Source organism: Rhodococcus sp. IEGM 1379, from assembly GCF_030056815.1.
GTDB lineage: Bacteria > Actinomycetota > Actinomycetes > Mycobacteriales > Mycobacteriaceae > Rhodococcus_F.
Window position 1 is genome coordinate 1 of sequence record NZ_JASHKR010000013.1, and the last position, 17,199, is coordinate 17,199.

A 17,199-nucleotide genomic window follows, 5' to 3' on the forward strand; every position below is an offset into this window, starting at 1 on the left:
CCTTGGCGTTTCGGAGGGACTTACACCAGCACGTCCTAAGGCCGTGCCGTCCTGGACAACGGCACGCCACAGGTAGCGCTGAACTCCGTTGATCTTCGATGAAGACTTCGTCGAGGAACCACTTGTCGCCGGGGCGGGCGCTGCGGCGACGCAGCCGGTTCGCGTAGGCCTGCCCGAACTTGGCGCACCAGCGCCGGATCGACTTGTAAGAGAGCATCTCCCCGCGTTGCAGCATCAGCTCCTCCACGTCGCGGAAGCTCAGCGTGAACCGGAAGTACAGCCACACACAGTGGTCGATAATCTCGCTCGGGTAGCGGTGACGCTTGTACGACGGCGCGGCGGTGGTCACGACCACGATCCTGCCAGCCGCCCTCGACAGCTCGCTAACGTGACAATGCCCTACGAGGGTGTGGTGCGAAGGTCTTTGCGGAGGATTTTGCCTGACGCGGACTTGGGGATTGCGTCGATGAACTCGACTCGCCGGACCTTCTTGTAGGGAGCGACGTGGCGTGCAACGAATTCGATGACCTCAGCTTCAGCGATGTTGGTGCCGAACTGACGTACGATAAAGGCCTTGGGGATTTCTTCGCCTTCGTCGTCGGGGACACCGATGACCGCGGTATCGGCGATCGAGGGATGGGTCAGTAGTAGGGCTTCGAGTTCTGCGGGTGGGACTTGGTAGCCCTTGTACTTGATCAGTTCCTTGAGCCTGTCGACGATGAATATTCGACCTAAACTGTCGACTTGGGCGAGGTCTCCGGTATGGAGGAATCCGTCGGAATCAATCGTCGCTTTAGTGGCTTCTTCGTTGCCGAGGTAGCCGACCATTACGTTGGGGCCACGGACACACAGTTCTCCGGGAGCACTGAGTCCCTCTGTGGGGTAAGTAATTTCGTTTCCGGTCACGGGGTCCACAATTTTATTGACGGTGTTGGGAACTGGCCAGCCGCAGGAATTGAGCGGTGCGATGTCGCCGAAGTGTTCCTTGCCGCCGTCGGCGGGCATGCAATGGCTGACCGGGCTCAACTCGCTCATGCCATAGCCCTGGATCATTTGTACGTGCAACCGTCGCGAGACGGCGTTACCGAGTTCGGCATCCAACGGTGCGGCGCCGGACATCACGGTGCGCAGCGACGTCACGTCATAGTGGTCGACCAGTGGATGTTTAGCCAACGCGACCGCAACTGGCGGAGCGATGAAAGTGTAGGTGACTTGGTATTTTTGGATATTGTCCAGGAATTCGGCTAGGTCGAACTTCGGCATGACGAGCAGTGTTGCCCGCGCATGCAGGGCGGCGTTGAGCAGCACGGTCATGCCATAGATATGGAAGAACGGCAGGATGGCGAGGACTTTGTCGTCTGAATCTATCGCTAGCAGCGGCCGGATCTGTGCGATGTTAGCGGCCAGGTTCCTATGGGTGAGTATGACGCCCTTCGGATCTGCGGTGGTTCCGGAACTGTAAGGCAGCACTGCTGGGTGCGTCGTTGGATCGAAATCAACGGTGGGCGCAGAGGCGCCCTGTCCGATCAGATCCTCAAGATTTGGATGTCCGGAAACCGCTTCCCCTGCGCCGTCGAGCACGATCACATGTGCCGGAGGAATACCGACCGCTTGCGCCGCTTCCTGCGCTTGCTGCAGGAGCGCGCAGACTGTGATCATTGTCGTTGCCTTCGCATCGGTGAGCTGTTTGGCAATGTCCTTGGCGGTAAAGAGGGCGTTGATGGTGGTGACGGTGGCACCGGCTCGCAGGGTGCCGTGGAATGCCACGGCGAACGCCGTCGAGTTCGGCGCCAGGAGGCCGACGACGTCTCCCACTCCGACGCCGCGACCGGCCAATGCACCAGCCGTCGAATTCACCTGGCCGATGAGTTCTCCGTAGGTCGTCCGCGCGCCCCCGGGCGTATCGATAAGCGCAACACGATCGAGGTCTGCTTGATTCATGTTGCTGAAGAGCAGGTCGAAAACGCTCACTTCTGGGATGTCCACGTCGGGGAAAGGACTGGAGAAACTCATCTTTACCTGCCTTCACTATGTTGCCCACAACCGATATGCGGGGCGGGGCCGTATGTCCTCGGGACCGCCAACCGCGAGCGGTACACGCTGAGCGGTTAGCGGTCGAGTTCTGCAGTCTCGGTCAGTCGGTTTCGATCTCGGTGATTCGACTGCTGAACTGTGCGCCGCCCGCGGTCAGGTAATCGACGGCCAACCCTGACTCCTCGGAGAAATCCTTGCTGAGCTTCATGACGGTGACAGCGTCCAGAATGGAATGGAACTTTCCGTCCTCGGAGAAGTTCACGTTTGCACCGTTGATGACGTACAAAACGTTGGTGTCTTCTGTATTGCTCTCAGGGGCAAAGAGCGTGTGGACGGATGCTCCGGGCTCGTATAGATACGATCCTGCCGTCTGCAACTGTTCGGGGTACTCGCGGTAGCCCCACGCGCCGGTGAGGGTGTAGGCGTGAACAGATCCTGTGTGCAGATGAATGGGAAGCCCTGAACCCGGCTCGAAGGTGGCTATGAGTACCCAGATGCCGACTTCAGGTTCAAGGAAGAGTGGTTTGAAACTGACACCGGGGGCGAGTTTTCCGGTCACGAGCGGGATCGAGTCTACGTTGATAGTGAGCAGTTCGGTCTGTGGCAGTGAAACGACCGGAAGCTGTTCGGATGTAACGACAGTCATGATGATTTCCCTTGTTTGGTTGTTTTTGTAGGGCGCCAGGTTTTGGTCAGGAGGCGCTGTATCCGCCGTCTACCGGAATCGTCACGCCTGTCACCAATCGAGATGCGCCGGAAGCGAGATACAGCACGGTGCCCGCGATGTCTTCGGGTTCGCTGAAATTTCCGCTGGGCAGTCGACTGGTGATGGCGGCGTTGAGTGTCGGGTCTTCCTCCACCAAGCGTGTCAACTCCGTGCGAATCCAACCCGGGGCAACGGCGTTGACGCGGATTCCGTCGCCGGCCCAAGCCAGAGCGAGAGTTTTCGTCAACTGCACGATGCCCGCCTTCGCTGCACCGTACCCGGGAACGAGCGGAGACCCGAAGTAGCTGTACATCGAGCCGACGTTGATGATCGATCCACCGGACTCGGCCATGAGCGGCTTGAGGGTGACCGCAACATTGAACGACCCCACGAGATGGATATCGACGATCTCGCGGAAGACTGCGGGGTCGAACTCCTCGCCGGGTGCAGCTCTACCAGCGCATTGAACGATCGTGTCGAGCGATCCAAACTTCGATGCGGCCTTGAGAATGCTAGACGGTTCCCTGACATCGGCGACTACGTCCTCGATCCCCACGCGGGGGGATTCCGGCACCGGAGAAACATCGACAGCTACTACCCGAGCGCCGGCAGAGACGAAGGCGTTTGCTATGGCCGAGCCGATACCGCCCCGTCCGCCGGTTACCAGTACGGACTGACCTGCCACAGTGAAATCTGTTGATGACATGCGTGATCACACTTTCTGTCTCACGGGAAAAGTTAACGGGCACCGTCGAATTCATCGGTTGGCGAATACGTCGATTCGTTCCAATCACAGTGAAGTGGTGACGCCCTGGTTTCAAAGTATGGTGCAGGAGTGATCCATGACACTTGACCTGAAGCGACAGTTTTTTAACAATAAGCGACATGGATGATCTGATTCGGGCTTCTTCGCTGGCAAACTTCATCAGCCTGGTCGACAGGCAGGGAGGCGACGGCGAGCGGATCTTGTCGGACTGCGGTATCGATCCCGAATGGGCCGGCAATCATGACAAGTTCATCAGGTACACAGCCCTCTCGCAGGCTGTGCATCTGGCATCGACGTCCTTGGGGAAGCGCGACTTCGGTATCCAGCTCGCACAAGCACAAGGCGCGGACATTCTCGGTCCCGTAGCGGTCTTGGCGCGCCACGCTGGCACCATCGGAGAAGGCATCGATGATGTCGCCCGATACCTCCACACGTACAGTCCGGCCGTGCGCGTTTCGTTACGACGGGACTTGCCCTCCCCGCAATTTCGATTCGAGATCGTCCTTCGCAGCCTGGCCGGCCGCGACTTGATGGTGGAACTCAGCCTCGGAATCGCTCTCGAGTTGCTCAGGCTGCTGATCGACCCAGATTTTGTGCCTGAGCGAACAGGGTTCGCCCACGCGCAGATATGTCGTTCGTCGGTGTATGGCGCAGCGTTCGGATCTCCGGTCGAATTCGAAACCGAAGGAAACTTCTTCGAGCTGCCCAGCGTGATCCTGAATAAGCCGACACGAGGCGGAGATGCAGTTTCACGTCGTCTCGTCGAGCAATACCTGTCGCCTATCTCAGCGTACAAATCAATGGTTGATCAGGTCGCCGATTTCGTGCACCGACTGCTGCCGCTCAATCAGGCAACACTGGTCCATGTGGCTCGAGCAATGGCTGTGCATCCCCGCACATTGCAACGGCAAATAGCCAGAGAAGGTAGTACATTTTCGGCGGTCTTGGACGACGTCCGCCGAAAGCTGGCGTTACGGCTGGTTGGCGAAGGGCTCTCCGCGAACCAGATTTCGGCTTCCCTCGGATACAGCGAGCAAAGCTGCTACACACGTGCGTGCTGGCGATGGTTCGGCGAAACCCCGCTCAATCTGGCATCCCGATCGGTTGGCAGCAGGTAATCGGTGCGTGAGCAATGATCAGAACTTATGGATCCCGGGAGGGCGTACCTTCCCGGATGGCACTGTCACGTCAAGCAATCAAGCGCTGATTGTGGTCGATCCGTGCTCGGAAACCTCCTGCTCGTGTGTGGCTCATGAGGCTGGTGGGATTTTAGGAAGGCACCGAATCGATTAACGTGACAGTGCCGTCCGGCTTCTACAAGCACCAAGGGCGCAGGGTATCAATACTATTGGGGGAACGTCAGCAGCGGCGGGCGAATCTGGAAGTGAAGATCCTCGCGACCCACCAGGAGCCGAAAGGCGTCTACGGGGCACCGAGAATCACCGCTGAGTTCCAAGGTCGCGGCGAGGTGATCACCGAGAAGACGGTCGCGAAGATCATGCGATCGCTCGGCATCGTCGGGATGCCCCCAAGCACTTCGTGCAGGGAGGTACCCCCGCCCGCGCACGTTCAAGGTCCGCACCACCGTCGTCGACCCGAATTCAGTGCATGCATCGACAGTGGGGCGTGACATGCGGGATGAATTCGTCAGTGCTGTAAGGCATTTACGTAAACCGGTGAGCTGACACAGACCAACTCGACGGATTCGACAACCTCTTCACGACTTGAGGATCTGGCGCATTTGATCCGGAGAGAACGGATTCAAGCGGCGACTTCGGCATCGACAGTGCCACTCTTGCCGTGGAATGGCGCATCTGTCGGTCGGCGGTTTACTTCGACCGTCATTGTCCCGCCCTCCGTGGCCCGTCACCGGCGTCAGGTCAGCCGCTTACCAATGCGTATGTGACCCGACGGTTGAATCCGCGCTCACCAAGTACGGCGATGACAGCGGCTCCCACGAGACGGTACTTCCACCCCGATACAGATGATCGGGGTGGAAGGCCAGAGCTATTGCAGCAGTTGACCGTAACCTTCCTCTGCGGCCTTGGCACAATACAATTCGCTCATCGGCAGCGACGTGTCCTGCAACATTTCGCCTAACTATCGGACGATGTGTTTAGCGTCCAAATACCGTTCCGCCGTTGAGATGAATAACCTGCCCGTTGACCAGGCCCCCTGCCTCGCTGCAAAGCCAGAGGATCGCTGCACCGACATCGGCGCCACGACCGAGCCTGCCTATCGGAATCTGGCGGATCATCCTCTGCAGCGCAGGGTCGTCAACATCACCCAATCCCTCCATCATCCCCAACGCCAACGCATTCGCTGTTACACCACGCGAACCACACTCGACACTGAGGTGTCGGATCAAGGCCTCCGAACCTGCCTTGGCGGCACCATACGCGGAGACCCCTATAGAAAGTCCCCGTGTTGATGCACCTGAAGAGATCTGAATGATGCGGCCCCACTCGTTCTCGAGCTGACCAGGGAGTACTGCCTGGACGACTCGCATCATCGCAGACAGGTTGAGGTCGATCTGCCGCTGCCAATCCGCCTCCGGCATGTCGACAAATTGATTCGGGCGTGCACCAATGTCAGGGATCCCCGCATTGTGAACAAGAATATCGACGGAAGCCCCGTCGTCGGCCAGCGCAGTTATTGCCTGCTCCACTGCGGCGGCGTCTGTCACGTCAAACACCGAGGAAAATGCCGATCCTCCGCTGCCGATGATGGCATCGGCGACCGACTGAGCCCTGTCGGCGTGTAAATCGTTCACTATGACTGTTGCTCCGCAGGCCCCGAGAACGCGTGCGATACCTTCTCCTACCCCTCGGCCCGAACCGGTCACCAAAGCAGTGCGCCCATCGAGTCGAAATTGCTCCACACTCAGGTCCATAACGTCCTCCCGGTCGGGTCAGCTGATTACGACATACTGGGCCCGCAGTAGAACGACCAGACGTGCAGTCTCGATGAGCGGGAGTCCGAGAAATGGATTCGAAAGGGCATCTGCCGGTTCGGGATCGCTACCGCCGATTGTGGGTGCTCGTCGAAGTTGCCGGGCGACTCCGCAGCCGGCAGTCCTCCGTTCGCACCAGCGCTCATGTAGATGATTCCCCCGACGTTCACGGTCTGATCGACGTCGACTCACGGGCGGTTCTGCATGCTCGCGACCTGATCGAGGCTCATGGCCCTCTGACCGCCGCCCCGTCCCACACCACGGTCCCCGCACCCTTCTTCCTTCCTTGCGTTGAATTCGGCTGGCATCGAACAATCACGCCACCTTCCCCGCTCGGCGTCATCCGATTGGACTCCCCACATGAGTACAGACCGACTGCTCTTAGAGCTGAAAGACGGAAACCGACCTCTCCCCGAGATCGTCCTCGGGTTGAGCGCAGGGGCACTCCCCTCCCCCGCATCGACTGGCCTGCCATCTCAGCGGTGGATGTGGCTGGCTGATCTCCTCAGAAGGCGTCCGAGAACTCGCGATGGTGAGCAGCGCTGGCGGATCATGGGCAGGCTCCTGGTTGGGTCAGTGATAAGCAAGTCGCTGCCTGTACCCAGGAGTCCACAATGTCATCACCGATTTCGATGTGTCCGTCGTGCCCACCCCACGCGTCGGCGGGGCACCGGTGCGCGGTGTATCCGTCCTCGTCGCTGACCGACGCCCAATTGGTCGGTCCTGGAACCGCTACTGCCGCCGCCGAGCAACATGGCGGGCCGCGGTAGACGGCTCGAAAAGCATTGTCGCCGTGTGATCCTCGACGCCATTCTCTTTTCTTGTGCGGGGCGGGATCGCGTGGCGGCAGCTGCCGGCGGAGTTCCCCCCACCGACCAAGGTCTACGACACGTTCACCCGCTGGGTGCGAGCCGGCGTGTGGCAGCGCGTCCACGACTCGCTCCGGGACCAGCTACGGGTACTCGCCGGGTGCGAGGCGTTGCCCGACCGCGGCGATCATCGATTCGCAGACCGTGCCCGCCGCCGACACGGTGCACCGGTCGGGTCGCGGGTGGGATGGTTGGAATCGGACGAATGGCCGCAAACGGCACATCGGGCGTGGACGTCAACGGTCCTGTTGCTCGCGGTGGTCGTCACCGCCGCCTCCATCGGGGACCGCGACGCCGCACACCGGGTGCTGGCCGTCCTGCGCGGCGCGTTCTTTCGCGATCACGCTGGTCTGGGGCGACGGCGGCTACCCAGGACGTTTGGTCGGGTGGTCGAAACAGGTTCTTGCCCTTGAAGATTCAGGTCATCAAACGGATCCCCGGCAGTACCGGGGTTTCTCGTCCGGCCCCATGTCTGGGTGGTTGAGAGGAGTTTCGCGTGGATTAGTAAAAACCGCCGCTGTGTGCGTGACTACGAAACCAGACCCGATCACCACGAAGCCATGGTCCACCTCGCCATGATCGCGCTCATGACACGACGCCTCGCCCGAACCTAATGAGTTCTCGGACGCTTTCTGAGACCGCGCTCGGAAAAGCACTCGATAACGCACACGCCGTGTATTCGCCCAATCCCCCCCGGTGGTCAGACCGGCAGTCAATCGGTACTTCAGGCCACGACGCATCCAGTCCCGCTGGCACGGTGTTGCGCTATTCGGTTCCGCGATTGACCGCACTGTTTTCGCCAGGTATCGCGACACCGCTGGCAACCCAGGGTTCCGTTGCGGTCGTCTCCCTGTCGGTTCACTCTTGGGCGATGGACACCGCCGGGTTCCTTGCGCGACTGCTTAACTACGGATTCACCAGCACGCGAGCCTTGAGCACCCAAACCCACGGCTTCAACATCGACCCTCGAGTCTCACGCGCAGCTCGCCAAAATTTCCACAGGTCCCTACTCATTCATCCCGAAACTTCCTACGTGTGGGGATATTTCGAAGTAGGCGGAGCCCCGGAAGCCCTCTTCCCACCCGCCGATCAGTGGCCTAACACACTCACATGTGTGTGGGTACGAGAGAGCACTGCAATCTTCGAGAAAGAAATCGAAAAGTCAGCGAAATATATTGACGCACTTGACAAAACCAATGAATACGTCGACGCCGAGGAAAACAGTCGAATCATCGTGGTCGATGTCGACTACCCAACCGGAGACAACTCAGCGATGCTCTCGAAAAATGAGCTACGGAGCGCGCAAATGGAACAAGTGCTACGTGCCGCCGTCAAAGCTGTGAAAATCATGATGGATCGCGGTTTCCTGGACGAAGCGAACACCCAGGCCGCCTTCGAACTGCTTAACGGAGACGAGAGATCCGAGATCGCGAAGCAGATGTACAAATGGCTCACCGCCGAGAAACTGCTGCACAAGGACTGGCGACGCACCGTCGCCGAGTGGCACTAGTCCTCGCCCCAGTCTTCTTCTTCACGCATGCCGAAGTTCATACATCACCCCACTCTCGTTCGACCGAGCAGATCAAACGCCACCATACATTCTCTCCGAACAGATTCCGGTCCAACTGCCCCGTTCAACCGGTATTCGAGAACCGATCAGCGTCGGTCATCGTCAATGGGCGATCGGCCGCGCCGTACCCATCCCCGGAATCACCGGACGAATCCACAACCCCGACAACGACTTCCTACCCACACCCACCGCCCGGATGTTCGTCAAACACGCCGTCGACTACCAGCCCAGCCCCACCGAACAACACCTACTCGAAGACCAAAGGCCGCTGCAGCGGACCACCCCCGGACCCGTCGCGAAGTACCAACTCCAATCGCTGCGCCTCGACAAACCCAGCACCATCACAGCCGGTGATCCATTCGTCCTCGTCGGGACTGTCTCACCAATTCGGTGCACCAGCGACGGCCTTGGCCTCAACAGGTCGACGCCGTTTCCGACCGATCGCGTATCGAATGTGAGCACAGGGTGGTCATACATCGCGACTTCCAGATCGTGTCCACATAATCGAACGCAACCTGATCCGTGAAAGGACTCAGGTCGGACTCGCTGCGGCCCGTGCTCCTGACCGTACCAGTGGCCGGCCCCCGAAGATGACATCGACGAAACTCACACAGGCACAACGGATGCGGGAAAACGGAATGCACCTGACCGGTATCGCCGAGATCATCAGAGTCGGACCGACCACGCTGTACTGACACCTCAAAGACCTGCTTCCCCGAGCCGCTTCTGTACAGGACGTGGCGGGTACGACCGGTCAGTTCGACGGCAGATACTGCCCGCACGCGCGCTGGTCGTCGCGATCGGTGTCGACAGCGTCGCGGCTAGCCGACCAGCAGGCTCGTCAGCTCAGGGCAATACGTTGCTGTTGCAGCACCCACGAAGAAGCCGGCCTTCTCCTCGGTCCAACTCGTGTTTTCGTCCAGGACTGCCTTCACGGTCGAGTTCGCGACGGACCCATCCGACTGCCCTGCATCGATGAGGGAGCACACTTGGCCTGCCTGCGTAACGAGGCCGTCTTGGTCTGCGTCGTAGTCGAAGCTGCTCATGTTCAGGGCGACGAAGAACTGCATGTCTTTCTCGCTGTCGGCGGCGTTCTCTTGCGATGCGGCCATCGCGGTTGTCGTCGAAACCTCGGTGGTGGTGGGGTTGTCCTCGCCTTCTTCCTCGGAGGAGGAGCATGCAGTCAAAAAGAGAGCGGTAGCGGTGAGAGCAATTGCGGCAATTGTCCGTTTCATAGTTCAAGATTCAACCAGACCGGTCGTTAGAGTTCCTAATTGTCCAGTGGCCGATACGCACAGGTTGGGATGCTGTATCTCCATGAGCCATATGCCTGGCGAAGAGGTCACGGTCGTACGGGCGATCGCCATGCATCGTCGCGATCAGCAAAGTCGCGGGAAGGGTGGGGTGCTGATGCCTCGGCCGGGCTGACTGGCCACCACCGCAGGCAGGCCGACGACTGATCACGCATGGCGCCGACGAGGTAGTCGACGACCTCGCTGGGCAAACCCAGCAGTATCACATCCGGTGATGTGATCGTCTTCGTCTCCGCCGACGAATGGATCTACCCGCCGGCCATCGTGGCCTCCGAACCCATCCGGATCCCGCGGACCGGCGGCGCGGTGATGGTTTTCCTGCGTATCCGCACCAACCTGCCCCCACTGCCCCTCGCCACTGCCGAGAAGATGCTCTCCGACCTCGGACACCCCGGTCCAAGGTTGCGGACCGACCACTACGTCCCCTCTATGTCCATCCGGACTGCACTGTTAGCGCTGTGGGACCTCTGACCAACTGAGCACATCCCGTCGATCCGATTTCACCACCGCGGTTGCCTACATTTGCCGGAGCATCCACGTTGCGGCGCACATTGATTGGTTCCCTTGCAAGCGCCACATCGGTAGCGGCACCACAGCCTGGAGTATCGTCTCAGGCCAGGCACACGAGTTGGCGTACAAGTACGCAACCAACCCCTATGCCGCAAACACCTGCACCACACGTGTCCGGACGGACACCGATCGAACCGGACACGACCAATCATCCGAAGGAACCATGGCAACCGACTACGACGCACCACGACGCACCGAAGCCGACGAAGAAACAGACGATTCGTTGGCCCAATTGACCACCGGCCGCAACGAAACCCAATCCGCCGCCGTCGACATCGACGAACCTGACGCAGCGGAATCCTTCGACCTGCCCGGCTCAGACCTCTCCGGTGAGGAATTCACGGTACGAGTACTACCGAAACAGTCGGACGAGTTCACCTGCATCAGTTGTTTCCTCGTCCACCACCGCAGCCGCCGAGCAGACCCCACCTCGGATCAGCTGCTCTGTCGGGACTGCGCGGGCTGAGCAACACAAGACGTTTCACACCCCAGACCGGATCGATACCGAGCGGTCCCCGCTCCCTGATGGAAGGGATCGTGGCCGTCCCGCCGTGCGGGATCGAGAGATGGTCACCTTGCCATGGCGACCAACACACCACTTCGTTCCCGATCTTCCACTCGGACTACGGTTTTCGAAAACGCTACAGGCCGTAGTTACGAGGTCAAGATCGACATGAATGTAGCCGAAGGGGGATCAGGTGGCCCACCGGCGTGAATGTGAGTGTCAGTCCGGTGGGCCGTGCGCGCCCGAGCCGGCAAAGGTAGACGCGCATCCATAATGGTATGTCGCGAGATCCGCCCGGACTCCATCGCTCGGACGGTTCGCGTTCCCTTCATCGATGTTCCTTCGCAGTCCATCCACAGAGTTCGAGGGTCGCCTGTCGCGTAGATCAGGTGACCTGCGCCCGTCCGAGCGCCGTGGAGAGTTTCCGCAGCCTGCACATCGCCCAGAAGCAATTTGAGATCCTCGAGTAGATGTAACTTGGCGCAAACTGGCACTACCAAACGTAATCCCGTACGTTTGCGCTTCGGCGCCGCCGCATTCCCGACCCGAACCCGCTTTGTGGCGCCCGGCCCCGCCGATGCGACATACCCCCAGACCGTCTGCGGGGCAACATGGTTTACGCACTGCTTCCACCTCGCTTTCACGGTGCGCACGCCTCACCGAACGAGCACATTCCCGCGAACTCTTGTCACCGCAAGTGCTCGCTCATCTCGACGACCACGGTAGGTGTCGAAGACCCTCACCCACAGGCCATGACAAATCACCGGGCCGCGCGATCAGCGCCCCACTGACGAGATCCGCCCCATTTCGGCGAGGGCAGGCGATCCCGGATTCAGGCGACCGCCTGCTCGCCTCGGCGACCGAGGCCGGTCCCCGAGGCGAGCAGGCGAAGCAGGAACGACGATGCTCCGCCCACGAACGCGACGGACACGCGCTCCGCGGCAAGCCCTGGCCAAGTCCTCCTGGGAGGAATACCGTATGCAGAGCGGAGCGGTGAGCGCGAAGTGGTTAGCTCAATCCGAGACGCACACATGGTCCGCCCACCGACTGTGCACTCGCCGGGGGGGTTGACCCTCTGCCGCACGAGTCGGGAATGTCGGGCGATCACCGGTCATCACTTACACGGTGAAGTCAGCGGTCTTCATCAGTGAAACGAAAAGTATTCGGATGCAGGGTTTCGCGTTCTCGAGACGCGAGTACGAAACTCGCCGACACGGGCGGGCCCTTCGGCAAAACGCTCGACTTACGTTGCACACCAGAAGGATACGATTCAACCCTCGCGCAGTCGCAGTGTAGCTGCACTCAGTGCGCCGGCCCCGGCCAACGGGCCGGCTGACGCACCGCGTGGGTCCGCCGGTACCGCAGCAGTGACCAACCATCCGCCCGGGCAGCCCATACCGCGGTGCAAAACACATCGTAACTGGAGGTCAACGTTGACCCAGAGGTCACACCGTCGTAGACGGTGTTGTCAGCGCGCAAGTCCTGATACGCGGCCCACCAACAGCCCGAGGCCTTACTCCGCTGTGGACGCCGAGGCCGCGGACGGATACCCTGAACTTGTTGGTTCATTTTGAATCAAGAAAGGTGGGACGTACGAGCACCATGGATCTCAGCCGGGAACAGGTGGCGGAAGAACTCGACGGAGTCGCCGCGCGGCTACGTCTGGACAACCGCGCGCTACTGAAGGCAGTGGCGCAAGCCCAGCGTGTAGGCATGGTCCACCGAGAGATCGAAAAGCACCTCGACGTCTCCCAGAGCACGGTGCACCGTCTACTCCAAAAGGCCACAGCGGACCCGAAGGCTCTCGATGCGAGGCCCGCGGACATTATCGACCAACGAGCCGCCGGGCAGATCCGCACCGAAGAGATGATGAACCAACTGTTGAGCTGGAACTACACGTTCGGGCACATCCCGACAATCGACGGCACCGCGACGGACGCCCACGAACGGGGCAGTTGGGACGACATCGAGCGCGCCTACTACCGCCGTCTGCTGACCGAGGACGAGGTGTCCCAACTGATGGAGCGGAACAGGAATGCGCTCGAGCGGGCAGCACGCGGCAAGTGAAAGACCCTGCTTCCCTTGACGTTTCTTCCCGCGACGCCGTCGCCAAGCAACTCGCCGACATGTCGGCGCCGGGTGGACCGTTGGACACCTCCTCGCCGCTGAACACCACGATCCGCTACGCAGCGTCGATGCAGCGGCTCAACTTCCGCCGGGCGGTGATCGACCGGTACCTCGAGGACGTCGACACGCCGCTCCAGGGGCACTGTCAAGTTAATCGATTCGTCGCCTTCCCCGAATCAAACCAGCCTCACCAGTCACACGCGAGCTGGATGTTCCGGAGCGCGGATCGACCAAATCAATGCTTGATTGCTTAACTTGACAGTGCCCTGCCGGAGCGGTCGTGGAAACGCCTCTACCCGGTACTGGTGTCCCTGCAATCCGTGCTCGACTCCGTGTCTCCGCGCAGCAGTTGGGCGCGCCGGCTCCACGAGCTGCTCAACACCCGTCCACAGGTGAACCTGGCCAGGATCGGTGTCCCGGAAGGTTGGGCGGACGACGACTTCTGGAGCCGACACATCACGCGAGACCGGGCATCACAAAATTCCGGTCATTGTCAAGATATTTGGAGTGCAGCAGTTTTCGGACAAAGTGGGGCATCGCACGGAGATGTCGGTCAGGCAGCGATGGTCGGTTCGGTGACTTGATCCCACGCCTGAAATCCGGCGACCATTTCGGTGCGGTGGTCGGTGGTAGTCCTACCGCGCCGCGGTGGGCTGCAGTGTCGGGAGATTCGGCTGAACACAGCGAGGAATCGTTGTGCTGCACCGACCGAGTGGGACCATGTCATCGCCCGTTCCCGTTGTCGGGTCGGCTGGTGGGAGTTCTCGCACCGATTGCTCGAGTATTTGTTCCGCCGGTGCTCGACCGACGACATCATCTGCCGGTGTGCAACTCGATACGAAGCGAACTTGTCGGCGATCAGCACCCGCGGCGGGCAACCCTGATGTTTGAGGAGTATGCGGAAGAACCTGATCGCAGCCCTGCCATTCCGCTTTCTGTTCCTTCGCAAGAGATTTGGTTCACTCACCCAAGTGCATGGCTGCGGATACCGTCAGGAGTCCACCATCAGCCGAGAGTGTGGCTCCCGAAATCCAGCATGACCGTGGCCCGGTAAGGAATGCGACTGCCTGAGCGGCGTCCCAGGTATTGCCACCCGCGCCGAACGGGTGACGCACCGATGTTCCTTGCGCCGCAACTTCATAGCGACGCGACAGACCGTTTGACAGGCGCTTTACCCGCAAACCCAGTCCGCCATGACGTCCGCCAGCGCCTCGGCGCCCCGGTTGCAGTCGTCTGCTTCAGCGAACTCGTCGGGTGAATGGGACACGCCGGTGGGGTTGCGGACGAACATCATCGCGGTGGGGACCTTCGCCGACAGGATTCCCGCGTCGTGACCAGCAGCGGTCGGCAGGACGGGGATGTCACCGAGGTGGGCAAGGGAGCGCCGCAGCCGTTCACGGGTCGACTGCGGGAACTCGACAATCGGCGTCACCGACTCAGCGTCGACTTCGAGGCCTATACCGTCGGCGGCCGCGTAGGCCTGCGCCTCGGCAGTGATCTGATCCACGAGCTTGGTGAGTGTTTCCTCGTCGGCCGCGCGGGCATCCAACCAGGCCCGCACTTCCGATGGAATAGCATTGGCGCCGTTGGGAAGAACTCGAATTTTCCCGAACGTCGCGACGGCCTCGTGCAACTCCGCGGCCGAGCGGGCGGTGTGGACCGACGATGCGAATGCGAGCATCGGGTCGCGACGGTCGACGAGGCGGGTGGCGCCGGCGTGGTTGGCTTCCCCGGAGAACACGAACTGCCAACGACCGTGGGGCCAGATCGACGAGGCGACGGCGACGGGGCGATCGATCAGGTCGAGGGCGCGTCCCTGCTCGACGTGCAGTTCGACATATACCCCAACACGATCGACCAGATCAGGATCCTCTCCGAGATGGACTGGGTCACGGCCTGCACTCAGCAGCGCCTCGGAGAGGGTGATGCCATCGTTGTCCCGCAGCGCCAAGGCGCGGCCCGGCGCCAGTACTCCGGTGGACAGTTGCGAGCCGACGCAGGCGACACCGAAACGTGCGCCCTCCTCGTCCGAGAATGCCGTGACCGCAACGGGACGTGTCGGCTCGATCCCCCGAGCACGCACGATGTCGATCGCGGCAAACGCCGATACCACGCCCAGCGGGCCGTCGTAGGCACCCCCGTCGGGTACCGAGTCGAGGTGAGATCCGGTGACGAATGCACCACGGGGATCGCCGTCCCACCCCTCGGGCATCCACCAGGCCCAGAGGTTGCCGTTTCGATCCTCCTCGACCGTCATACCGCGCGACCGCGCACAGTCCGAGAACCACTCGCGCAGCGTCATGTCAGCGTCGTTCCACGCGAATCTTCGGTATCCACGAGTCGACTTGTGCTGTCCCACATCGAGGGTGGTCGCCCACAGTGAATCGAAGGAGGTCATGTTCTCGGTCCTCTACTGGTAATGCCGGACGTCAGTCCGCGTGATTGTCGGTGTACGAGCCGTGCCGCTTACATGGCGCCGGGAATCCAAGTCGTCCCGGCCAGTGGAACCCGGGCCATGGCCGAGGCTTCCACGGTGAGGGCGACGAGGTCCTCGGGTTCGAGGTTGCGCAGGTGCGACTTGCCGCAGGCGCGGGCGAGAGTCTGCGCTTCCATCGTGAGCACCCGCAAGTAGTTCGCGAGCCGTCGTCCACCTTCGACGGGGTCGAGGTTCTTCGACAATTCCGGATCCTGCGTGGTGATCCCGGCAGGGTCCCGGCCTGCCTGGAAGTCATCGTAAAATCCGGCCTTCGAGCCGAGCTCCTCGTACTGTTTTGCGTAGCGAGGGCTGTTGTCACCCAACGCGATCAAAGCTGCGGTACCGATCGCGACGGCGTCAGCGCCGAGGGCCATCGCCTTTGCGACGTCGGCTCCGCTGCGGATACCGCCGGACACGATCAGCTGCACCTTCCGGTGCACCCCGAGTTCCTGGAGCGCCTGGACCGCTTGTGGGATCGCGGCCAGCGTCGGGATACCGACGTGCTCGATGAACACGTCCTGAGTGGCGGCGGTGCCACCTTGCATGCCATCGACGACGATGACGTCGGCGCCGGCCTTGACTGCGAGCTTCACGTCGTAATAGGTGCGGGCGGCGCCGACCTTGATGTAGATCGGCTTCTCCCAGTTGGTGATCTCACGCAGTTCGATGATCTTGATCGCGAGGTCGTCAGGGCCGGTCCAGTCGGGGTGTCGGCACGCCGACCGCTGGTCGACGCCCATCGGCAGGGTGCGCATACCGGCGACGCGCTCGGTGATCTTCTGCCCCAGCAGCATTCCGCCACCACCGGGCTTGGCGCCCTGACCGAGGACGATCTCGATCGCGTCAGCCTTGCGCAGATCGTCCGGGTTCATCCCGTACCGCGACGGTAGGTACTGGTAAACCAGGTTCTTCGATTGCCCGCGTTCCTCGGGGGTCATGCCACCGTCACCGGTGGTCGTGGACGTGCCGACCTCACTGGCACCGCGACCGAGCGCTTCCTTCGCCTGCCCGGACAACGCGCCGAAGCTCATGCCGGCGATAGTGATCGGAATATCGAGGTGCAGCGGAAACTTTGCGTTGCGGTCGCCGAGCACGACGTCGGTGTCGCACTTCTCGCGGTAGCCCTCCAGCGGGTACCGCGACATCGAGGCACCGAGGAACAGCAGGTCGTCGAAGTGGGGCAGCTTCCGCTTGGCACCCCAGCCGCGGATGTCGTAAATGCCGGTCTCGGCGGCCCGCTGGATGTCAGAGATGACGCCGCGGTCGAACGTCGCCGATTCACGTAGGGCCGGGTTCGGTGTAGTCATGAC

Annotated in this window: 16 protein-coding genes and 2 pseudogenes; 8 read left to right on the top strand and 10 right to left on the bottom strand. The window is 61.2% G+C overall.

Annotated elements, in window-relative coordinates; genetic code table 11:
• From QM600_RS10025 to QM600_RS10040, 4 genes and pseudogenes are all read right to left on the bottom strand, one after another.
• Positions 1–349: pseudogene (locus QM600_RS10025) on the bottom strand (IS6 family transposase); the annotation flags it as partial.
• A 50-nt stretch (positions 350–399) separates the two neighbouring features.
• Positions 400–2,013, bottom strand: coding sequence for a 4-coumarate--CoA ligase family protein (locus tag QM600_RS10030; protein ID WP_283261316.1), 1,614 nt, complete (start codon positions 2,011–2,013; stop codon positions 400–402).
• A 121-nt stretch (positions 2,014–2,134) separates the two neighbouring features.
• Complete coding sequence (locus tag QM600_RS10035; RefSeq protein WP_283261317.1) at positions 2,135–2,680, bottom strand: 2,4'-dihydroxyacetophenone dioxygenase family protein; 546 nt, start codon at positions 2,678–2,680, stop codon at positions 2,135–2,137.
• A 46-nt stretch (positions 2,681–2,726) separates the two neighbouring features.
• A complete protein-coding gene (locus QM600_RS10040; protein WP_283261318.1) occupies positions 2,727–3,446 on the bottom strand; it encodes an SDR family NAD(P)-dependent oxidoreductase in 720 nt (239 codons plus the stop codon).
• Between the two features lie 179 nt (positions 3,447–3,625).
• Here QM600_RS10040 and QM600_RS10045 point away from each other — a divergent pair, with 179 nt between their 5' ends.
• Both QM600_RS10045 and QM600_RS29820 read left to right on the top strand, forming a co-directional pair.
• Positions 3,626–4,624: an AraC family transcriptional regulator ligand-binding domain-containing protein gene (locus tag QM600_RS10045; RefSeq protein WP_283261319.1), complete on the top strand. Its 999-nt coding sequence runs from the start codon at positions 3,626–3,628 to the stop codon at positions 4,622–4,624.
• 266 nt (positions 4,625–4,890) lie between these two features.
• Positions 4,891–5,136 carry an IS3 family transposase gene (locus QM600_RS29820; protein ID WP_502942928.1) on the top strand — a complete coding sequence of 82 codons (246 nt, stop codon included), beginning with the start codon at positions 4,891–4,893 and terminating at the stop codon, positions 5,134–5,136.
• Between the two features lie 486 nt (positions 5,137–5,622).
• On the opposite strand, the gene QM600_RS10055 is transcribed toward QM600_RS29820, so the two are convergent.
• Entirely contained in the window at positions 5,623–6,399 is a 777-nt protein-coding gene (locus QM600_RS10055; RefSeq protein WP_283261321.1) for an SDR family NAD(P)-dependent oxidoreductase, read from the bottom strand.
• A gap of 883 nt (positions 6,400–7,282) precedes the next feature.
• Here QM600_RS10055 and QM600_RS10060 point away from each other — a divergent pair.
• From QM600_RS10060 to QM600_RS10070, 3 genes are all read left to right on the top strand, one after another.
• On the top strand, positions 7,283–7,741 hold the full coding sequence (locus QM600_RS10060; RefSeq protein WP_283261322.1) for a transposase: 459 nt from the start codon (positions 7,283–7,285) through the stop codon (positions 7,739–7,741).
• 344 nt (positions 7,742–8,085) lie between these two features.
• Entirely contained in the window at positions 8,086–8,838 is a 753-nt protein-coding gene (locus QM600_RS10065) for a hypothetical protein (protein WP_283261323.1), read from the top strand.
• Positions 8,839–9,416: 578 nt separating this feature from the next.
• A complete protein-coding gene (locus tag QM600_RS10070; protein ID WP_283261416.1) occupies positions 9,417–9,593 on the top strand; it encodes a helix-turn-helix domain-containing protein in 177 nt (58 codons plus the stop codon).
• Positions 9,594–9,719: 126 nt separating this feature from the next.
• On the opposite strand, the gene QM600_RS10075 is transcribed toward QM600_RS10070, so the two are convergent.
• A complete protein-coding gene (locus QM600_RS10075; RefSeq protein ID WP_283261324.1) occupies positions 9,720–10,133 on the bottom strand; it encodes a DUF732 domain-containing protein in 414 nt (137 codons plus the stop codon).
• A 261-nt stretch (positions 10,134–10,394) separates the two neighbouring features.
• Between QM600_RS10075 and QM600_RS10080 the strand changes: the two are divergent.
• The 3 genes and pseudogenes from QM600_RS10080 to QM600_RS10090 form a co-directional block, all read left to right on the top strand.
• Positions 10,395–10,682, top strand: a pseudogene (locus QM600_RS10080) (phosphatidylserine/phosphatidylglycerophosphate/cardiolipin synthase family protein); the annotation flags it as partial.
• Positions 10,683–10,944: 262 nt separating this feature from the next.
• Complete coding sequence (locus QM600_RS10085) at positions 10,945–11,247, top strand: DUF4193 domain-containing protein (protein WP_283261326.1); 303 nt, start codon at positions 10,945–10,947, stop codon at positions 11,245–11,247.
• A 1,623-nt stretch (positions 11,248–12,870) separates the two neighbouring features.
• The gene (locus QM600_RS10090; protein WP_283261327.1) at positions 12,871–13,353 is read left to right on the top strand and encodes a winged helix-turn-helix domain-containing protein; all 483 of its coding nucleotides are present in this window, start codon (positions 12,871–12,873) and stop codon (positions 13,351–13,353) included.
• A 613-nt stretch (positions 13,354–13,966) separates the two neighbouring features.
• Here the strand turns inward: QM600_RS10090 and QM600_RS10095 are convergent.
• The 4 genes from QM600_RS10095 to QM600_RS10110 form a co-directional block, all read right to left on the bottom strand.
• Entirely contained in the window at positions 13,967–14,380 is a 414-nt protein-coding gene (locus tag QM600_RS10095) for a DDE-type integrase/transposase/recombinase (RefSeq protein ID WP_283261328.1), read from the bottom strand.
• Entirely contained in the window at positions 14,373–14,528 is a 156-nt protein-coding gene (locus QM600_RS10100) for a hypothetical protein (RefSeq protein ID WP_283261329.1), read from the bottom strand. Before QM600_RS10100 ends, QM600_RS10095 begins: the two co-directional genes overlap by 8 nt.
• A gap of 56 nt (positions 14,529–14,584) precedes the next feature.
• Positions 14,585–15,811, bottom strand: coding sequence for an allantoate amidohydrolase (locus QM600_RS10105; protein WP_283261330.1), 1,227 nt, complete (start codon positions 15,809–15,811; stop codon positions 14,585–14,587).
• 68 nt (positions 15,812–15,879) lie between these two features.
• On the bottom strand, positions 15,880–17,196 hold the full coding sequence (locus tag QM600_RS10110) for an FMN-binding glutamate synthase family protein (protein ID WP_283261331.1): 1,317 nt from the start codon (positions 17,194–17,196) through the stop codon (positions 15,880–15,882).
• Between the last annotated feature and the right edge of the window lie 3 nt (positions 17,197–17,199).